Below are 19168 nucleotides of genomic sequence, written 5' to 3'. Positions count from 1 at the left end.
GAGTCAAGGGTGGAGCGGAGCGGAATCGGCGGAGCCGACGCGACGTAGGAGCGCCCTTTACTGCCGGCCCGGAGGCGCCACACTCCGCAAAAAACCGGGCGGCCCCGGCCACAATTCAGCGCGGGCCCGCCAAAGCCTCCGTCCCTGACCGGACCGGACCGGACCGGACCGGGGCCCAGCCTCGCGACATGAGGTGGCCCAAGGGCATTACGGCGTGCGGCCGGGCGCCTCGTCGCACAGCGACTTCTCCACGACTCCGTCCACGCGGCCCCTGGCCACCTCGTCGTTCAGCTGCATCGTGACCGCGACGTTCGCCGCGCGGCCGCCGTCCGTGGCGCCGCCCCGCGTCTCGTAACCCGGGAAGCTGCCGCCGTGGCCCCAGTAGAGGCCGCCGCACGGCAGCGGCTTGCTCACGAGGCCCAGGCCGTAGCGGGCGCCCTTGCCGAACGTGGCCTCGGCCGGGACCGTCCTGCGCATCTGGGCGAGCTGGGCCCGCGGCAGGAGGTCGCCGTCCAGGAGCGCGGTGAAGAAGCGGTTGAGGTCGGAGTTCGTGGAGATCAGCTGGCCCGCCGCCCAGCCCCAGGAGGGGTCCGTCTCCGTGACGTCCAGGAGGGGCGCGTCCGCCGAGGTCCGGTAGTAGCCCTTGGGGTGCGGGCCCTTGATGGTGGCGTCACGAGGGGCCGGGAAGTAGGTGTGGCGCAGGCCGACGCGCTTGATGATGCGCCGGTCCATCTCCTCGGCGAGGGAGCGGTGGGTGACCTTCTCGATGATCAGGCCGGCCAGCACGTAATTCGTGTTGCTGTACTTCCACTGCTTCCCGGGCTCGAATTCGGACGTGTGTTGCAGTGCGATGCTGACCAGCTCCTGCGGGGTGAAGTACCGGACCTCCTCGCCCAGGTAGTTGCTGTAGTTGGGGAGGCCGCTGGTCTGCTGCAGGAGCTGGCGGACGGTGATGCGGCGGCCGTCGTTGCCGTTGCCGCGGACGAGCCCGCGCAGGTAGTCGTCCACCGGGGCGTCGAGGCGGACCTTCCCCTCGGCGACCAGCTGCAGCATGACCACCGCGGTGAACGTCTTGGTGTTGCTACCGATCCGCACCCGGCCGTTCGTGGGCACCTTCGCGCCGGTCGACACGTCGCCGATGCCCGCCGTGTAGTGCCGGACGCGACCGTCCGGAGTCAGCGTGCTTGCCAGCGCGCCGGGCACGTCACCGGGGCTGACCAGCGCGTTCAGGCCTTCCTTGACGGGGTCCGGCCGGTCGGCGGCCGATGCGGCGGAGGGCGCGAGCACGCCCGCCGACAGCAGGCCCACCGCCACGGCCGCCACCACCGGCACGGCTCCGCGCCAACCCTTCCGGCGACTCGAACCACCTGACGTACCGGACGCACCGGATATATGTGACGTGTAGGGCAGACGTGTCGGACGGGACTTCTGCGGTGCCTGATCGCGCACGGGCCAACTCCAGGGGTAGCTTGAGGAACGGGAGGGGTGATCGCAGTGCCAGCCTGTCCCGCGCCCCGCCTCCGGGACGATCCAGCTACCCGCCCGACCGCAGGTAGGGCTAACCCCCGCCCCCTTAACAGGCGGTCCCCAACCCCCGCATCCCCCGAGACGGCGTAAAAGTTTACCCATCGCGACCAACGGTCATGCGCCACGCGGCCACATTTTCTTCCCCTATCGGGCTGAACTTTTGTTGATCGTGGGTCAGTTGACCGGTCTGTCGCCTTACCCTTCAAAGGGTGAACCAACTGATGTCCCTCGCGTCCGAAGAGGTGTCCGACGACGTGTCCGGATCGGAGTCCGCGCCGGCGGACATGCTCCCCGGCGCGCTGCCCGAAGAGCTGCGCGCCGAACTCGTCGCCTTCCGACGCGACTTGCACATGCACCCCGAGCTCGGCAACCAGGAGTTCCGTACGACCGCGGCCATCAAGGCCCGGCTCGAGGAGGCGGGCCTCGCGCCCCATGTGCTCGCCGGTGGTACGGGGCTCATCTGCGACATCGGTACCTGGGATGGCGTACGGCCCATGCTCGCCCTGCGCGCCGACATCGACGCGCTGCCCATCCCGGACACCAAGCTCGGCGTGGACTACCGCTCCACCGTGCCCGACCGCGCCCACGCCTGCGGACACGACGTGCACACCACCGTCGTCCTCGGCGCCGGGCTCGTCCTCGCCGGGCTGGCCGCGAAGGGGCAGCTGCCGCGTCCCGTGCGGCTGATCTTCCAGCCCGCCGAGGAGGTGCTGCCGGGCGGCGCGACCGACGCCATCGAGTCCGGCGCCCTCGACGGCGTCGGCAGGATCATCGCCGTGCACTGCGACCCCCGCGTCGACGCGGGCCGCATCGGGCTGCGACACGGCGCCATCACCTCCGCCTGCGACCGCCTGGAGGTCTCGCTCGCCGGGCCCGGCGGACACACCGCGCGCCCCCACCTCACCACCGACCTCGTCACCGCCGCCGCGAAGGTCGCCGTCGAGGTCCCCGCGCTGGTCGGCCGCCGCGTCGACGCGCGCTCCGGGCTCTCGCTGACCTGGGGCCGCATCGAGTCGGGCCACGCGCCGAACGTCATCCCGCAGCACGCCGAGCTCTCCGGGACCGTGCGCTGCCTCGACCTCGCGGTCTGGCGCGACGCGGCCGACCTGGTGCACGGCGCCGTCCAGGAGATCGCCGACCTCTACCGCGCCAAGTCCGAGATCAACTACATCCGCGGGGTGCCGCCCGTGGTCAACGACCCGGAGATCGCGGACCTGTTGGGCGACGCCATGGCGGCCCGGCGCGGCGCCCGGTCCGTCGAGGACACCGAGCAGAGTCTCGGCGGCGAGGACTTCTCCTGGTACCTGGAGCGGGTGCCCGGCGCCATGGCCCGGCTCGGGGTGCGCAAGCCGGGGGAGCGGACCGTACGGGACCTCCACCAGGGCGACTTCGACGTGGACGAGACGGCCATCACCGTCGGCGTCGAACTCTTCACCGCCGCAGCCCTGTTGGACGCCGAGCGATAGGGGCGGCGGGTACGGAAGGGCCGGTTGGGTACGCCACGTTCGCACGGGCGCAACCGGCCCTCGGCAGGAAAAGCACCGCGAAAAGCACGAAGAGGTAACAGCACCGCGAAAACCCGTTCCCCTCGCTTTCTACGCGCGTTAATGTGCGCCGAAATCAGCGCCGTACGCGGCGCGTTGGCGATCAAGGGGTGCTTCCTGTGCGTCGTCCTTCTTCGAAATCCCGCCGGTCGCGACCATCGCGCGCCCGGACATCTCGCGCCACCCACATCACCGCGACCCTCGCCGTCCTCGCCCTCGCCGCCGCGGGCTGCGGCAAGACCAGCAGCGAGGCATCGCAGGACGACGACGGCAAGGACAAGGGCTCCACGGGCTCGTCGTCGTACAAGGCCAAGGGCATCGGGCTCGCGTACGACATCGGCGGGCAGGGCGACCAGTCCTTCAACGACGCCGCCTACGCGGGCTACACGAAGGCCCGCAAGGAGTTCAAGATCGGCGGAGTGGACATGGAGCCGGGCGACGGCGAGTCCAGCGCCGACAAGGTCCAGCGCCTTGAACAGCTCGCCAGGCAGGGCTACGACCCGGTCGTCGGCGTCGGATTCGTCTACGCGCCCGCGGTGCAGGCGGCCGCCAAGAAGTTCCCCAAGACCACCTTCGGGATCATCGACGACAACACCGTGAAGGCGGACAACGTCGTCGACCTGGTCTTCCACGAGGAACAGGGCTCCTATCTGGCGGGCGTCGCCGCGGCCAAGGTGAGCAAGGCCAAACACGTCGGATTCGTGGGAGGCGTGGACATTCCGCTCATTCACAAATTCGAGGCCGGATTCGTCCAGGGCGTGAACTCGGTCGATCCCAAGATCGAAATCGAGAAGCGGTATCTGACCGAAAAGCCCGAGGAGGGCGGATTCTCCAGTCCGGACCGCGGACAGAACGCGGCGAGCGGACAGATCGAGGCAGGCGCCGACGTGATCTACCACGCCGCGGGGCTTTCTGGTCAGGGAGTCATCCAGGAGGCCGGTTCGCAGCAGGTCTGGGCGATCGGCGTCGACTCCGACCAGTACAAGCAGAAGGCCCTCGCCAAGTACAAGCAGTACATCCTCGGCTCCGCCTTCAAGGACGTCGGCGGCGCGGTGTACGACCTGACGAAGTCGGTCGTCGAGGGCAAGCCGATGAAGGGCGAGCAGCGCTACGACCTGAAGTCCGGCCGGGTCGGATTCTCCGACTCGAACCCGAAGTACGCCGCGATGAAGGACGTCGTCGCCGCCGTGGAGAAAGCCAGGAAGGACATCGTCGGCGGGAAGGTCGAGGTCAAGATCGTCCCGTAGCGTGCGGTCCTGAGACGTTTTACGTAGTACTTCTTGTGGCGACTGGGCGCCCCCGGTGAAGGGGGCGCCCACCCGTCGTTCGGGCATTCGACACCCGGCGGCCACAGCTCGATAACGGACCGGACAGAAGGGTTCTTATGTCAGGTCTACGCGCGTTACGCTGCGGCGAAATCAGCGCCAGGCAGGCGCTGATGCTTGCTCGTACGTGCTTGTGCTTGCTTGACTCAAGGAGTTCGTCTCTATGCGCCGGGTGTCTCGAATAGCTGTCGCGGGCGCCGCGACCGCCGCTCTTGCCGTAACCGTCTCCGCCTGTGGTGGCACGTCCAGCGACGCCGCCGCGAGCAAGGACGACAAGAACAAGGGCATCGCCATCGCCTACGACGTCGGCGGCGCCGGCGACCAGTCCTTCAACGACGCCGCGACCGTCGGCATGAAGAAGGCCGCCAAGGAGTTCAAGACCGGCGAGAAGGCCGTCGAGCCGGTCGACGGCGAGTCCGACGCCGACAAGACGCAGCGCCTGACGCAGCTCGCCAAGCAGGGCTACAACCCGGTCATCGGTGTCGGCTACGCCTACGCGCCCGCCATCAAGGAGGTCGCGGCGAAGTTCCCGAAGACCACCTTCGGCATCGTCGACGACGAGACCGTCAAGGCCGACAACGTCTCCGACCTGGTCTTCAGCGAGCAGGAGGCGTCCTACCTCGCGGGCGTCGTGGCCGCCAAGTCCTCCAAGTCCAAGACCGTCGGCTTCGTCGGCGGCGTGGACGTCCCGCTGATCCACAAGTTCGAGGCGGGCTTCACGCAGGGCGTCAAGGACACCGACTCCAAGGTCAAGGTCGTCAAGCAGTACCTGACCGAGAAGGCCGAGGACGGCGGCTTCTCCAGCCCCGACAAGGGCAAGACCGCCGCCCAGGGCCAGATAGAGAAGGGCGCCGACGTGGTCTACCACGCCGCCGGCCTCTCCGGTCAGGGCGTCATCGAGGCCGCGGCCGCCAAGAAGGTCTGGGCGATCGGCGTCGACTCCGACCAGTTCAAGCAGGACGCGCTCGCCAAGTACAAGAAGTACATCCTGACGTCGGCGACCAAGGACGTCGCGGGCTCGGTCTACAACCTCGCGAAGGCCGTCGAGGACGGCAGCGCGAAGGGCGGCGTCGTCCGCGCCGACCTCAAGTCCGGCGGTGTCGCGCTGGCGGGCTCGAACCCCGAGTTCCAGAAGATGAAGGACGTCCAGGCCGCCGTGAAGAAGGCCGAAGAGGGCATCAAGGGCGGCAAGATCAAGGTCAAGACCACGCCGTAAGGCACGGCCGCCTTGCCGACTGCCGTAACGGCAGCGTGATTCTCGTGCAACGGGGTGTGGGGGACGATGGTTCACCCGCGCCCCGTTGGCGCGAGCCACATCTCAACACCCCCTGCAGCGAGGCGATTTCGCGCAGGGACTTCCCGGTAGTAGCAGGGGCACTGCGCGCGTAGGCGGCCCCTTTCCTTCAGGCCCCCGAGGAGAGTGCGCCATCGACGCGTCCACCAACCCTCCGCCCGTCGCCGTCGAACTCGTCGGCATCACCAAGCGGTTCCCGGGCGTCGTGGCCAACCACGACATCCACCTGACCGTCCGCAAAGGCACCGTGCACGCCCTCGTCGGCGAGAACGGCGCGGGCAAGTCGACCCTGATGAAGATCCTCTACGGCATGCAGAAGCCGGACGAGGGCACCATCACCGTCGACGGCGAACAGGTCGCCTTCACCAGCCCCGCCGACGCGATCGTGCGCGGCATCGGCATGGTGCACCAGCACTTCATGCTCGCCGACCAGCTGACGGTCCTGGAAAACATCGTGCTCGGCAGCGAGAAGCTGCACGGCATCGGCGGCGCCGCCCGGCGCAAGATCGCCGAGATCTCCGAGCGGTACGGCCTCGGAGTGCGCCCCGAGGCGTACGTGGAGGACCTCGGCGTCGCCGACCGGCAGCGCGTGGAGATCCTCAAGGTCCTCTACCGCGGCGCCACCACGCTGATCCTCGACGAGCCCACGGCCGTGCTCGTGCCGCAGGAGGTCGACGCGCTCTTCGACAACCTGCGTGAGCTCAAGGCCGAGGGCCTCTCGGTCATCTTCATCTCGCACAAGCTGGGCGAAGTCCTCTCCGTGGCCGACGACATCACCGTCATCCGGCGCGGCACCACGGTCGGCACGGCGATCCCGTCCGAGACGACGCCCCGGCAGCTCGCCGAGCTGATGGTGGGCAGCGAACTGCCCACCCCCGAGACGGCGGAGTCGACGGTCACCGACCGCGCGATGGTCGAGGTCGATGGCCTCAAGCTGCTCGCCGGGGGCGAGGCGGGCCGCGCGCTGCTCGACGACATCTCCTTCACCATCCACGAGGGCGAGGTCCTCGGCATCGCGGGCGTGGAGGGCAACGGCCAGACCGAGCTGATCGACGCGCTCATCGGCCTCAAGCACGCCGACTCCGGCGTGATCCGCATGGCGGGCGAGGACATCACCGCCGTGCCCACGCGCAAGCGCCGCGAGGACGGCATCGGGTACATCCCCGAGGACCGCCACCGCCACGGGCTGCTGCTCGAATCCCCGCTGTGGGAGAACCGCATCCTCGGCCACGTCACCGAGAAGCCGAACGCACGGGGCTTCTGGTTGGACCCCAAGGGCGCCCAGGCCGACACCCGCCGCATCGTCGAGGAGTACGACGTCCGTACGCCCGGCATCGACGTGACGGCCGCCTCGCTCTCCGGCGGCAACCAGCAGAAGCTGATCGTCGGCCGCGAGATGAGCCACAAGCCGCGCTTCCTGATCGCCGCCCACCCCACCCGCGGCGTGGACGTCGGCGCGCAGGCGCAGATCTGGGACCAGATCCGCGAGGCCCGCCGCGAGGGCCTCGCCGTACTGCTGATCTCCGCCGACCTGGACGAGCTGATCGGCCTCTCCGACACCCTCCGCGTGATCTACCGCGGCAGGCTCGTCGCGGACGCCGACCCGGCCACCATCACGCCGGAGGAGCTGGGGTCGGCGATGACGGGTGCCGCCTCCGGTCACCTGGAACACCCCGAGTCCGGTGACGGCTCCGAGGAGGACGAGACCCGATGAAGAAGTTCGACAAGGAGCGCGTGCTCCTCGCGGTGGCCGGACCGGTCATCGCCCTGGTGGTGGCCGTGGCGCTGACCTCGGTCGTGCTGCTGGCCTCGGGCAAGAGCCCGATCGAGCCGTACACCCTGATGCTGGAGCAGATCTCCTACTCCGACGTCCAGGTCCTGACCATCAACCAGGCCGGGATGTACTACCTGGCCGCGCTCGCGGTGGCCATCGGCTTCCGCATGAACCTGTTCAACATCGGCGTGGACGGCCAGTACCGCCTCGCCGCGATGGTCACCGCGGTCGTCGGCGCGCACGTCGCGCTCCCGGCCGCCCTGCAGATCCCGCTGCTCATCGTGGTCGCCATGCTCACCGGCGCCTTCTGGTCCGGCATCGCGGGCATCCTCAAGACCACCCGCGGGGTCAGCGAGGTCGTCGCCACGATCATGCTCAACTCCATCGCGACGAGCGTCATCGGCTACCTCACCCTCACCGACAACTTCGGCGTCCCGGTCGGCAACAACCAGACCACCGGCGTGATGGAGAAGTCCGGCTGGTTCCCCGGCATCAAGCTGGCGGGTGGTGAGGTCTACGGCTTCGTGTTCGTCGCCGTCGCCGCGGGCGTCCTGTACTGGCTGGTCCTCAACCGCACCCGGTTCGGCTTCGACCTGCGCGCCACCGGCGCCTCCGAGTCGGCCGCCGCGGCCTCCGGTGTGAACGCCAAGCGCATGGTGCTCACCGCCATGCTGGTCTCCGGCGGAATGGCGGGCCTCGCGGGCCTGCCGATCCTGCTTGGCGACACCCACACCTACAGCCTCAGCTTCCCGGCGGGACTCGGCTTCACCGCCATCGGTATCGCGCTGCTCGGCCGCAACAACCCGGTCGGCATCGCGCTCGCCGCGCTGCTGTGGGCCTTCCTCGACAAGGCCTCGCCCGCCCTGGACTACGCGTCTCCGGTCGCGTACGACAAGGAGATCGCGGTGATCATGCAAGGCCTGATCGTGATCGCGGTCGTCGTCTCCTCCGAGTCCGTACGCCGCTGGGGCCTGCGCCGCCAGCAGCGGCGCGTCGGTGAGGAACTGGCCGCCGCCGCCCGGGCGAACGGCAACAACGGCAACAACGACTCCGTGAAGGAGGTGGCTGCCCGATGAGCACGGCATCCGTCGCCAAGTCCCCGGCCAAGCAGCCCGCGCCGGGCCGCCGCCGCGTCTCGCTCCCCGTCCTCCTGCTGATCATCGCGGGCGTCCTGGTGCTGACCTCCGTGGTCCGCATCGCCACCGGCGCCGACGGCATCACGTCCACCGGACAGATGTCGACGGCCCTCAAGCTCGCCGTGCCGATCGGCCTCGCCGGTCTCGGCGGCCTGTGGGCCGAGCGCGCGGGCGTCGTCAACATCGGCCTCGAGGGCATGCTGATCCTCGGCACCTGGTTCGGTGCCTGGGCGGGCTTCCAGTGGGGCCCGTGGGTGGGTGTCCTCTTCGGCATCCTCGGCGGCGCGCTCGGCGGCCTGCTGCACGCGATCGTGACGGTCACCTTCAACGTCAACCACATCGTCTCCGGTGTGGCCCTGAACATCCTCGCCCTGGGCGTCACGCGCTACCTCGCCACGTTCGCCTTCGAGGGCGAGGAGGGCGGTACGTCGAAGCAGTCGCCGCCCGTCGACTCGCTCGGCGACTTCTCCGTGCCGGGTCTCTCCGACTGGCTCATGGACCTCAACGGCAAGCACTGGTTCCTGGTCTCCGACCTCGCGGGCCTGCTCGGCGGCCTGTTCACCAACCTGTCGCCGCTCACCGTGGTCGCCGTCGCGATGGTGCCGCTGAGCTGGTGGGTCCTGTGGCGCACCTCGTTCGGCCTGCGCCTGCGCTCCTGCGGCGAGAACCCGATCGCGGCGGAGTCGCTCGGCGTCAACGTCTACAAGTACAAGTACCTGGCCGTGGTCATCTCCGGCGGCCTCGCGGGCCTCGGCGGCGCGTTCCTCTCGCTCGTCGCCTCCAACATCTACCTGGAGGGCCAGACCGGCGGCCGCGGCTACATCGGCCTCGCCGCGATGATCTTCGGCAACTGGATGCCGGGCGGACTCGCGCTCGGCGCGGGCCTGTTCGGTTACACCGACAGCCTGAAGCTCCGGGGTGGCGGCACGAACGTCCACGCGCTCCTGCTGCTCATCGCGATCCTGCTGGTCATCGGCGCGGTGTACCTCGCCTGGCGCAAGCGGTACGTCCCCGCGGTGATCACCGCGGCCGTCTCCGCGCTGATGTTCCTGTGGTACGGCTTGACCGACGAGGTCCCCAACCAGGTCGTCACCGCCACTCCGTACGTGGTGACCCTGCTGGTCCTCTCGCTCTCCGCCCAGCGGCTGCGGATGCCGAAGGCGGACGGAATGCCCTACCGAAGGGGACAAGGCAAGTGACGTTCGTGCCCGGCGACGCCGACTGGGACGCCCTGCGGGAGGCGGCGCGCGAGGCCATGTCCCGCGCGTACGCCCCGTACTCGGGCTTCCCGGTCGGGGCCGCGGCCCTGGTCGACGACGGCAGGACCGTCTCCGGCTGCAACGTGGAGAACGCGTCCTACGGCCTCGGGCTGTGCGCCGAGTGCGGCCTCGTCTCCCAGCTCCAGATGACGGGCGGTGGCCGCCTCACGCACTTCACCTGCGTGGACGGCAAGGGCGAGATCCTCATGCCGTGCGGTCGCTGCCGCCAGCTCCTGTACGAGTTCGGCGGCGCGGAGCTCCTTCTGGAGACGTCATCGGGCGTGCGGACGCTGGGCGACATGCTGCCGGACGCGTTCGGGCCCGAACACCTCAACTGAGGCCAGGCCCCGCCCCCTTGGAGATCCTGGGTGCGGGGCCGCCTTCAGCTCGCGGCTCTATGCGCGTAGAGTCGCGGCATATCTACGTACGTACGCCGTTGTACTGCTGGAAGGACCGCCATGGACGTCATCTCTGTCATCCGGACCAAGCGCGACCGGGGCGAGCTCAGCGACGAACAGATCGACTGGGTCATCGACGCGTACACGCGCGGCGCGGTCGCCGACGAACAGATGTCGTCCCTGGCGATGGCGATCCTCCTGAACGGCATGAACCGCAAGGAGATCGCCCGCTGGACGGCGGCGATGATCGCGTCCGGCGAGCGCATGGACTTCTCCTCGCTCTCCCGTCCCACCGCCGACAAGCACTCCACGGGCGGCGTCGGCGACAAGATCACGCTGCCGCTCGCCCCGCTGGTCGCCGCGTGCGGCGCGGCCGTTCCGCAGCTCTCGGGCCGCGGACTCGGCCACACCGGCGGCACCCTGGACAAGCTGGAGGCCATCCCCGGCTGGCGCGCGCTGCTCTCCAACGAGGAGATGCTGAACGTGCTCGAAGGCGTCGGCTCGGTCATCTGCGCTGCGGGCGACGGACTGGCCCCCGCCGACAAGAAGCTCTACGCGCTGCGCGACGTGACCGGCACGGTGGAAGCGATCCCCCTGATCGCCTCCTCCATCATGTCCAAGAAGATCGCCGAGGGCACCGGCTCGCTCGTCCTCGACGTGAAGGTCGGCACCGGCGCCTTCATGAAGAACCTCGACGACGCCCGTGAACTGGCTTCCACGATGGTCGAGTTGGGCACCGACAGCGGGGTCCGCACGGTCGCCCTGCTCACCGACATGTCGACCCCGCTGGGCCTGACGGCCGGCAACGCGCTCGAAGTCCGCGAGTCGGTGGAGGTCCTCGCGGGCGGCGGTCCCTCCGACGTCGTCGAGCTCACCCTCGCCCTGGCCCGCGAGATGCTCGACGCGGCGGGCCTCACGGCCGCGGACCCCGCGAAGGCGCTGGCCGACGGCTCGGCGATGGACGTGTGGCGCCGCATGATCGCGGCGCAGGGCGGCGATCCGGACGCGGCGCTCCCGGTGGCCCGCGAGACGCACGTGGTCCGGGCCCCGTCGTCCGGCGTCCTGACCCGCCTCGACGCGTACGACATCGGCGTCGCGGCGTGGCGCCTGGGCGCGGGGCGGGCGCGCAAGGAGGACGTGGTGCAGGCGGGGGCGGGCGTGGAACTCCACGCGAAGCCGGGCGACTCCGTCGAGGTGGGCGCACCACTGATGACCCTGCACACGGATACGCCGGAGCGGTTCGCGTACGCGGTGGAGTCGGTGGAGGGCTCGTTCGATATCGCGCCCGTCGGCACGGAGTTCTCGCCGGGGGCGATTGTGCGGGGGCGGATTGGTTGAGCGGAGTTCTAGGGGGCCGGGGGGCGGCGGTGCGGGTGGGCTGTTTGTCTGCGGGCGCGCCGTGGCTGGTCGCGCAGTTCCCCGCGCCCCTGGGGGGAGGGGGTTGCGCGGCGTCTTCTCCCGGCGCCGGGGGGAAATTCAGCCCCTCCGGCGATTGAGGAGCGGGGTCTGGGGCGGAGCCCCAGGGTGGGTGCGGGGAGTGGGGCTGCGCGTACCTGATACCGCCAACGCCCCCGCCGCGCGGCCCCGCACCGATGAGTTTTGTCCGCCGCACCGGTCCCCCCTGCATGGCCGACCCCGAAGAGAACCTCATCCGCATCGAAGGCCCGCTGCGCGCCGGTGACGTCCCGAGCCTGTGCGAGCGGGTCGCGGCGGCCCGGCACGGGCCCGGCGGACCCGACGTGATCTGCGACGTCGGCGCCGTCACCACCGCCGACCTCGCCACCGTCGACGCGATCGCCCGCCTGCACCTCGCCGCCCGCCAGCACGGGGGCCGGATCCGTCTCAGAAACCCCGGCCCCGCCCTGCTGGCCATCCTCGGCCTCGTCGGTCTCGTCGAACTCCTGGGCCTAGTCGTCGAGATGGAGGGGCATGCCGAACAGCGGGAACCACCGGGGCGTGTCCAGGAAGCAGTGGAAGCCGGTGATCCGACCCTCTGAGATCTCGATGACCTGGATCGCCCAGGCGGCGAATCCGCCGTTGTCGGGGTCGGGCTTGTAGTGCGCGAAGCCCGGCGTGCCGTTCACGTTCACCGGGACCAGGCGGCTGTCGGCGCACGCCGAGCCCACCGTGGTCATGAAGCCCGTGATGTCCGCCGTACCGCGGAGCCACAGGTCGAACGGCGGCATCGTCATGACGGCGTCCTCGGCGAGCAGCGCCGTGAGCGCCGCCATGTCATAGCCCTCGAAGGCGGCGACATAGCGGTCGAGGAGCTTCCGCTGCTCCTCGTCCAGCGGGTCGGAGACGGCCGTGTCGTCCGCCGGGCGCTCGGCGAGGGTGGCGCGGGCCCGCTGCAGCGCGCTGTTCACCGAGGCGACGGAGGTGTCGATCAGCTCGGCGACCTCACTGGCCTTCCAGGCGAGGACCTCGCGCAGGATCAGCACCGCCCGCTGCTTGGGCGGCAGGCTCTGCAGGGCGGCGACGAACGCCAGGCGCACCGACTCCTTGGCCACCGCGGCCTCGGCGGGGTCGCCCGGCGTCGGCAGGACGCGGGCATCCGGCATCGGCTCCAGCCAGGTGTGGTCGGGGCGCGGGTTGAGCGCGGCCTGGGCCAGCGGGGCGGCGGCCGTCAGGTCCATCGGGCGGGCGCGGCGGTTGCCCGCGTTCAGCATGTCCAGGCAGACGTTCGTCGCGATGCGGTACAGCCAGGAGCGGACGCTGGAGCGCCCCTCGAACTTCTCGAAGCTCCGCCAGGCCCGCACCATCGTGTCCTGCACGGCGTCCTCGGCCTCGAAGGCCGAGCCCAGCATCCGATAGCAGTACCCGGTCAGTTCGACCCGGTACTTCTCCAGCGTGCCGTCCGGCTCGGTCGTCGTCCCTGCGATGTCGCTCATCCCACCCACCCCCGCACATCCCGTGAAGGACCCGATGTGAGGCCCAGCACGTCGGAAGCTACCGCAGCCCACTGACAACGGCCCCCGGAGTGCGGAAACCCGCGGGTGCAGTCAGCAGGAGCGGGCGACGAGCGTGCGCCGTTCCCGCACCCGCGCGACGTGCGAGCCCCATGCCGTCACCGACACGACGCCGAGCACCGCGAGGACGCCGAGGCCCACGGTCCCGGCCCAGCCGCCCGCGTGGAAGGCGACCGCGCCGAGGGTGCCACCCGCGCTGGAGCCCAGGTAGTACGCGGACTGGTAGAGCGCCGAAGCCTGCGCCCGCCCCTCGGTGGCCGTACGGCTCACCGAGGAGGAGGCGACCGCGTGCCCCGCGAAGAAGCCCGCGGTGATCAGGACGAGCCCGAGCAGGACCAGGACCAGCGAGGGGGAGAGGGAGAGCAGCAGGCCGCCGGCGGTGGTGCTCACCGCCAGGTACAGCGCACCGCGCCGCCCGAGCCGGGCCACCAGCTTCCCGGCGGCCGCGGAGGAGACCGTGCCGACGAGGTAGACGAGGAAGACCGAGCCGATGACGCCCTGCGGAAGCGAGAACGGCGCCTCGGTGAGGCGGTACCCGATCACCGTGTAGACCGCGCCGAAGACGGTCATGAAGAGCGCGCCGATCGCGTACAGCCTGCGGAGCAGCGGGTTCGACAGGTGGCCGCGCACCGTACGCGCGAGGGCCCGGGGGCTGAGCGGGCCCGGGGTGAAGTGCCGCGGCGCGGGCAGCAGGACGCGGAAGGCGACCGCGCACAGCACCGCGACGACGCCCACCACGCCGACCGCCGCGCGCCAGCCCCAGGCCTGCGCGACCCAGCCGGTGACGATGCGCCCGCTCATCCCGCCGATCGAGTTGCCCGCCACGAACATGCCGATCGCGGCGACCAGCGCCTTGGGCCGCACCTCCTCGGCGAGGAACGCCATCGCGGAGGCGGGCAGCCCGGCGAGGGCGGCGCCCTGCACGGCGCGCAGCGCGATCAGCACCTCGACCGAGGGGGCGAAGGGGACGAGGAGGCCGACGGCGACGGCGACGGCCAGCGAGGCGGTCATCATCGCGCGCCGCCCGAAGCGCTCGCTGAGCGCGCTCAGCGGCAGGACGAAGAGAGCCAGTGCGCCCGTCGCCCCCGACACCGTCCAGCTCGCCGTGCTCGCGCTCACGCCGAAGTCGGCGGAGACGAGGGGGAGGAGGGCCTGCGTGGAGTAGAGGAGGGCGAAGGTGGCGACCCCGGCGAGGAAGAGCGCGAAGCTCATCCGGCGGTAGCCGGGCCCGCCCGGGGTCAGCCGGGAGTCGGGTGCCGGGGCGGCGGGGGAGGGGGACGACGGGGCGGGGGCGACCGCATGGATGGCGGGCGCCCCAGTACTGGCAGCAGGCATGCCACGAACGTACGGCCGGGTTTTTGATGCGTCCAATGCATGGAAACGCCATAATCCATTCCATGCAGCATCAGCACAGGTCACAGCCGCACGTGTCACAGAACAGTGACCCGGAGGACATCGTGACGCTGCTCGCGCCGCGCCTCGCCTACTTCGCGGGCGTCGCCCGCACCGAGCACGTGACGCGCGCCGCCCACCGGATGGGCATCCCCCAGTCGACGCTCTCCCGCGCACTCGTCCGGCTCGAACGCGACCTCGGCGTCGACCTGTTCGCCCGACGCGGCCGCACGGTCTCGCTCACCCCGGCGGGCCGCACCTTCCTCGGCTCGGTCGAGCGGGCGCTCGGCGAAGTGGAGCGCGCCGCCGAGTCGGTCCGCGCGGACGCCGACCCGGAGTCCGGCAAGGTCGCCTTCGGCTTCCTGCACACCATGGGCTCGGAGACGGTGCCCGGCCTGATCCGCGCGTTCCGCGCCGACCACCCGCGCGTGCGGTTCAGCCTCGTCCAGAACTACGGCGAGGCGATGATCGAGCGGCTGCGCGCGGGCGAGCTCGACCTCTGCCTCACCTCGCCCGTCCCCGACGCCCCCGACCTGGTCGCCCGCCGCCTCGACGAGCAGCGGCTGCGTCTGGTGGTGCCCGACGACCACCGCCTGGCCTCGCGCAAGCGGGTCCGCCTCACCGAGGCGGCGGAAGAGGCGTTCGTGACGCTGGAGCCCGGCTACGGCCTGCGCCGCATCACGGACGACCTCTGCAGGGACGCGGGCTTCCGGCCCCGCATCGCGTTCGAGGGCGAGGAGGCGGAGACGCTGCGCGGACTGGTCGCGGCGGGCCTGGGAGTGGCGCTCCTGCCGCCACCGGCCGTACCGCGCCCGGGAGTCGTGGAGCTGACCGTGACCGGCCAGCGCGCGGTCCGCGAGATCGGCGTGGCCTGGCTGGGCGGCCACCCGGACACGCCACCGGTAGCGGCGTTCAAGGCGTTCCTGCTGAGCAGAAAGGGACGGCTGTTGCATGCGAGCCCGTCCGGCGTGTGAGGACGAACCCCGGTGGAGCCGGTGATCGGCCGAGCCCCGTCGCCGGGTCACCTCCGAAGCGACTGCCCGAAGCCGGAGGCGAGCGGCATCCGCAACCCCAGCGGCGGCGGCGCCGCCAGCGCGTCCTCCAGCGGCCGCGCGAAATCCGCCCCGAAGAGCGTCCCCATTACGAAGTCCGAGGCCAGCGCGAGGACTTCGGACTGGTGCTGATGCAGCCGGTGCCCGTCGGAGTGCACCTCGAACCGGCACACGTCCCGGTTCGCCTTCTTCGCCCGCGCGGCGAGCCGGAACGACAGCTCGGGGTCGGTCCGCTCGTCGTTCGTGCCGTGCACGATGAGGACCCGCCGCCCCGCGAGCTGCTTCACCGGCTCCGGCGGCGCGGCGACATCGTCCTCGGGCAGCCAAGGTGCCATCGCCAGCACGGAGTTGACCGCCTCGTGGCCGCCCGCGCGCAGCGCCGCACGGCCGCCCATGTCCACTCCGGCCAGGCAGACGGGGACGTCGCCGTAGAGACGTACGATCTCGTCCGCCGCCCAGGCCGTGTCGTGGGCGAGCTGTGCCTGCGCGCCGTTCCAGCCGCGGCAGCCGTAGTGCACGACGTGCGTGGCGAGGCCCGCCGCGCGCCCGTCGTGGGCGAGCCTGCGCCCCAGCGCCCGCATGCCCGCGCCCGCCAGCGGCGAGGGTCTGCGCGTGGACGTCTCGGCGCCGCCGGGCAGCAGGAGCACCGCCCCGCTCACCGCCGAAGGTGCCGTTCCGATCACGCGCCCGAGCCTGGCCGCGCCCGCCGGCCCCGCGGTCCCGTCCTGTGCCATGACAGAACAGTGTCAGAAGCCATGGTGTACGCCACCCGTCCGCAGGGTCACTGTTACGTATCGACCAGTGAGTTCTACGCGCGTAGGCGCTAGAGTGCCGAAATGACGAGCCAGACACACACGACCGGTCGCACGGACCGTGAGAAGCCCAGCGCCGAACAGATCCGCCGCGCCCCGAAGGTGCTCCTCCACGACCACCTGGACGGCGGCCTGCGCCCCGGCACGATCGTCGACCTCGCCCGTGAGAACGGGTACGAGGGCCTGCCCGAGACCGACCCCGACAAGCTCGGGATCTGGTTCCGCGAGGCGGCCGACTCCGGCTCCCTCGAGCGCTACCTGGAGACCTTCGCCCACACCTGCGCGGTGATGCAGACGAAGGACGCCCTCAAGCGCGTGGCCGCCGAGTGCGCCGAGGACCTCGCCGAGGACGGCGTGGTCTACGCCGAGATCCGGTACGCCCCCGAGCAGCACCTGGAGCAGGGCCTCACCCTCGAAGAGGTCGTCGAGGCGGTCAACGAAGGCTTCCGCGAGGGCGAGCGCCGCGCGAAGGCCAACGGCCACCGCATCCGGGTGGGCGCGCTGCTCACCGCCATGCGGCACGCGGCCCGCGCCCTGGAGATCGCCGAACTGGCCAACCGCTACCGCGACCTCGGCGTCGTCGGCTTCGACATCGCGGGCGCGGAGGCGGGCTTCCCTCCCACCCGCCACCTCGACGCCTTCGAGTTCCTCAAGCGCGAGAACAACCACTTCACGATCCACGCGGGCGAGGCCTTCGGCCTGCCGTCGATCTGGCAGGCCCTGCAGTGGTGCGGCGCCGACCGCCTCGGCCACGGCGTGCGCATCATCGACGACATCAAGGTCGAGGAGGACGGCTCGGTCCAGCTCGGCCGCCTCGCGTCGTACGTCCGTGACAAGCGCATCCCGCTGGAGCTCTGCCCGACCTCCAACCTCCAGACCGGCGCGGCCACTTCGTACGCCGAGCACCCCATCGGTCTGCTGCGCAAGCTGCACTTCCGCGCGACCGTGAACACCGACAACCGCCTGATGTCGGGCACCAGCATGAGCCTCGAATTCGAGCACCTGGTCGGCACGTTCGGCTACACGCTCGACGACATGCAGTGGTTCACAGTCAATGCGATGAAATCAGCATTCATTCCTTTCGATGAACGACTGGCCATGATCAACGACGTGATCAAGCCCGGCTACGCCGAGCTGAAGTCCGAGTGGCTGTTCCGCCAGACGGTCTCGACCAGCGCTTCTGTCGAGAGCTGAGGAGAGGCGTCCGCCCCTGGGTGACGCGTCGGCGGCCGGGAGTCCTGTACTCCCGGCCGCTTTCCTTTGCCCGCGAACCGTGATCGGGGCCGCGCACGGTCGTTGAACCGCCGAAAGACCCCCTTCAATTCCGTGGCTCAACCCCGTCAGCTCAGACGCCAAGACGCAAGGACGCATTGAAGATGAAGCAGTCTGCCGCCAAGACCCTCGGTGTCGCCGCTCTCGGCGCCGCTTTCGCCGCCACCGGCGCCGGTGCCGCGAACGCCGCCGCCGGAGTCCCCGACCCCACCGCCGCCCTGGGCCCCGTCTCCTCGGTGGTGCCCGTCGGGGGCCTGGCCGGCGCCACAGAGTCCCTGGCCGCCGGACAGAACGCTCTCGACGGTGGCCTGAACGCCGCCGCGCCCACGCTCGGCAACGCCGCGCCCATGCTCCTCGGCCAGCAGCAGAAGGCGGCCGGAAAGGCCGGCGCCCCCGCCAAGTCGGGCGACTCCAGCTCCCCGGTCTCGGGCCTGCTCGGCGGCCTGCCCCTGGGCGGCACCGGCATCAACGGTCTGCCGCTCGGCTGACCGGACGCGGCACACACGCCGATGGGGCGCCCCTCTGGTGAGGAGCGCCCCATCGGCGTACGTACCGCCTGTGTCACCAGGCCTGGCGGGTCTTGCTCTCGGAGGGCAGCAGGACCCACAGCGCGATGTAGAGAAGGAACTGCGGGCCGGGCAGCAGGCACGAGGCGACGAAGATGACGCGCATCGTCATCGCGGAGGTGCCGAAGCGCTTGGCCAGGGCTGCGCACACTCCGCCGATCATCCGGCCGTGGGTGGGGCGGGCAAGGGCGGTCATGTCGGGCTCCTTCGTGAACCGTAGGGGGCGAGGCCTCTCCGTGTGCCCCGATACCTCGACGGTACGTTCACGAACCGGTTCAAAACATCGCTCTAGGGTGCGATGCCGACCCTGGGAATCGTCGGGGTCACACCCTGAGACAGGTCCTCCCGGGGGAGGGCCGGGCGGCGCTCCCCTTCCTCGTCACGACGGATCCTGGACCTGACCGCGGGCACCACGGCGAGATGCATGACGGTGACCCCGAGGGTGTTCAGGAGCAGCGAGTCGATGTCGACGACCTGTCCGGGAACCCCGGTCTGCAGCAGTTCGATGCCGAGGGAGATCAGTGCTCCGGCGGCGACCGTGCGGACCAGGGACCCCCACGGCGAGACCACGACCCGGCCGCCGGCCAGCGGCAGCAGCACACCCAGCGGGGCCAGCAGCAGCACGCTCTCGCCGATCCGGCGGGCCGCCTGGACGCCGCCCATCGCCAGATCCGCCTTGATCCCGGCGAGCGGCTGCAGATTCGCGGCGCTCACCCACGGGACGTCCAGCGGACGCAGCGTGATCCACGCGACGAGCAGAAGGTGCGCGGCGAGGAGGAATCCCCCCGCCGCGCGGAAGCGGATGGCGGCAACACGGCCGCCCGAGCCTTGACGCACGCTCCCCAAGA

The 19168-nt window shown here is 70.7% G+C and carries 18 protein-coding genes; 12 read left to right on the top strand and 6 right to left on the bottom strand.

What is annotated here, in order from left to right:
- Positions 1-207: 207 nt before the first annotated feature.
- Positions 208-1332, bottom strand: coding sequence for a serine hydrolase domain-containing protein (locus ACZ69I_RS33710; protein ID WP_470836387.1), 1125 nt, complete (start codon positions 1330-1332; stop codon positions 208-210).
- Positions 1333-1736: 404 nt separating this feature from the next.
- On the opposite strand from ACZ69I_RS33710, the gene ACZ69I_RS33705 reads away from it, so the two are divergent.
- The 9 genes from ACZ69I_RS33705 (at position 1737) to ACZ69I_RS33665 (ending at position 12254) form a co-directional block, all read left to right on the top strand.
- Positions 1737-2993, top strand: coding sequence for a M20 family metallopeptidase (locus tag ACZ69I_RS33705; protein ID WP_470836385.1), 1257 nt, complete (start codon positions 1737-1739; stop codon positions 2991-2993).
- 266 nt (positions 2994-3259) lie between these two features.
- Complete coding sequence (locus tag ACZ69I_RS33700) at positions 3260-4318, top strand: BMP family lipoprotein (protein WP_470836399.1); 1059 nt, start codon at positions 3260-3262, stop codon at positions 4316-4318.
- A gap of 241 nt (positions 4319-4559) precedes the next feature.
- Positions 4560-5612: a BMP family lipoprotein gene (locus ACZ69I_RS33695; protein ID WP_470836383.1), complete on the top strand. Its 1053-nt coding sequence runs from the start codon at positions 4560-4562 to the stop codon at positions 5610-5612.
- A gap of 211 nt (positions 5613-5823) precedes the next feature.
- Positions 5824-7404, top strand: a complete 1581-nt coding sequence (locus ACZ69I_RS33690; RefSeq protein ID WP_470836398.1) for an ABC transporter ATP-binding protein — start codon at positions 5824-5826, stop codon at positions 7402-7404.
- The gene (locus tag ACZ69I_RS33685; RefSeq protein WP_470836381.1) at positions 7401-8540 is read left to right on the top strand and encodes an ABC transporter permease; all 1140 of its coding nucleotides are present in this window, start codon (positions 7401-7403) and stop codon (positions 8538-8540) included. Before ACZ69I_RS33690 ends, ACZ69I_RS33685 begins: the two co-directional genes overlap by 4 nt.
- Positions 8537-9799: an ABC transporter permease gene (locus ACZ69I_RS33680; RefSeq protein WP_467670168.1), complete on the top strand. Its 1263-nt coding sequence runs from the start codon at positions 8537-8539 to the stop codon at positions 9797-9799. The genes ACZ69I_RS33685 and ACZ69I_RS33680 overlap by 4 nt, the downstream gene beginning before the upstream one ends.
- Positions 9796-10197 carry a cytidine deaminase gene (locus ACZ69I_RS33675; RefSeq protein WP_467670166.1) on the top strand — a complete coding sequence of 134 codons (402 nt, stop codon included), beginning with the start codon at positions 9796-9798 and terminating at the stop codon, positions 10195-10197. Before ACZ69I_RS33680 ends, ACZ69I_RS33675 begins: the two co-directional genes overlap by 4 nt.
- A gap of 120 nt (positions 10198-10317) precedes the next feature.
- Entirely contained in the window at positions 10318-11595 is a 1278-nt protein-coding gene (locus ACZ69I_RS33670) for a thymidine phosphorylase (RefSeq protein ID WP_467670164.1), read from the top strand.
- 287 nt (positions 11596-11882) lie between these two features.
- Positions 11883-12254 (top strand): STAS domain-containing protein, encoded by a 372-nt coding sequence (locus ACZ69I_RS33665; RefSeq protein ID WP_467670162.1) that lies wholly within the window; start codon positions 11883-11885, stop codon positions 12252-12254.
- Here the strand turns inward: ACZ69I_RS33665 and ACZ69I_RS33660 are convergent.
- Together ACZ69I_RS33660 and ACZ69I_RS33655 are read right to left on the bottom strand one after the other, a co-directional pair.
- Entirely contained in the window at positions 12165-13148 is a 984-nt protein-coding gene (locus tag ACZ69I_RS33660) for a sigma-70 family RNA polymerase sigma factor (protein ID WP_470836379.1), read from the bottom strand. The genes ACZ69I_RS33665 and ACZ69I_RS33660 overlap by 90 nt on opposite strands.
- 111 nt (positions 13149-13259) lie before the next feature.
- Positions 13260-14561: an MFS transporter gene (locus tag ACZ69I_RS33655; protein WP_470836378.1), complete on the bottom strand. Its 1302-nt coding sequence runs from the start codon at positions 14559-14561 to the stop codon at positions 13260-13262.
- Between the two features lie 62 nt (positions 14562-14623).
- Here ACZ69I_RS33655 and ACZ69I_RS33650 point away from each other — a divergent pair, with 62 nt between their 5' ends.
- Complete coding sequence (locus tag ACZ69I_RS33650; RefSeq protein ID WP_470836376.1) at positions 14624-15592, top strand: LysR family transcriptional regulator; 969 nt, start codon at positions 14624-14626, stop codon at positions 15590-15592.
- A 47-nt stretch (positions 15593-15639) separates the two neighbouring features.
- Here the strand turns inward: ACZ69I_RS33650 and ACZ69I_RS33645 are convergent, their stop codons facing one another.
- The gene (locus ACZ69I_RS33645) at positions 15640-16404 is read right to left on the bottom strand and encodes an alpha/beta hydrolase (RefSeq protein WP_470836374.1); all 765 of its coding nucleotides are present in this window, start codon (positions 16402-16404) and stop codon (positions 15640-15642) included.
- A gap of 102 nt (positions 16405-16506) precedes the next feature.
- Between ACZ69I_RS33645 and ACZ69I_RS33640 the strand changes: the two genes are divergently transcribed.
- Together ACZ69I_RS33640 and ACZ69I_RS33635 are read left to right on the top strand one after the other, a co-directional pair.
- Entirely contained in the window at positions 16507-17676 is a 1170-nt protein-coding gene (locus tag ACZ69I_RS33640) for an adenosine deaminase (protein WP_470836373.1), read from the top strand.
- 182 nt (positions 17677-17858) lie between these two features.
- On the top strand, positions 17859-18242 hold the full coding sequence (locus ACZ69I_RS33635) for an ATP-binding protein (RefSeq protein WP_467670150.1): 384 nt from the start codon (positions 17859-17861) through the stop codon (positions 18240-18242).
- Between the two features lie 73 nt (positions 18243-18315).
- Here the strand turns inward: ACZ69I_RS33635 and ACZ69I_RS33630 are convergent, their stop codons facing one another.
- Together ACZ69I_RS33630 and ACZ69I_RS33625 are read right to left on the bottom strand one after the other, a co-directional pair.
- Positions 18316-18516: a PspC domain-containing protein gene (locus tag ACZ69I_RS33630; RefSeq protein WP_467670148.1), complete on the bottom strand. Its 201-nt coding sequence runs from the start codon at positions 18514-18516 to the stop codon at positions 18316-18318.
- Between the two features lie 92 nt (positions 18517-18608).
- Positions 18609-19166 carry a VanZ family protein gene (locus ACZ69I_RS33625; RefSeq protein ID WP_470836371.1) on the bottom strand — a complete coding sequence of 186 codons (558 nt, stop codon included), beginning with the start codon at positions 19164-19166 and terminating at the stop codon, positions 18609-18611.
- Between the last annotated feature and the right edge of the window lie 2 nt (positions 19167-19168).

This window comes from Streptomyces sp. NPDC036815 (genome assembly GCF_055609205.1).
The sequence above is the reverse complement of the archived record's forward strand: the minus strand, read 5'-3'. Positions and strand labels throughout refer to the sequence as shown.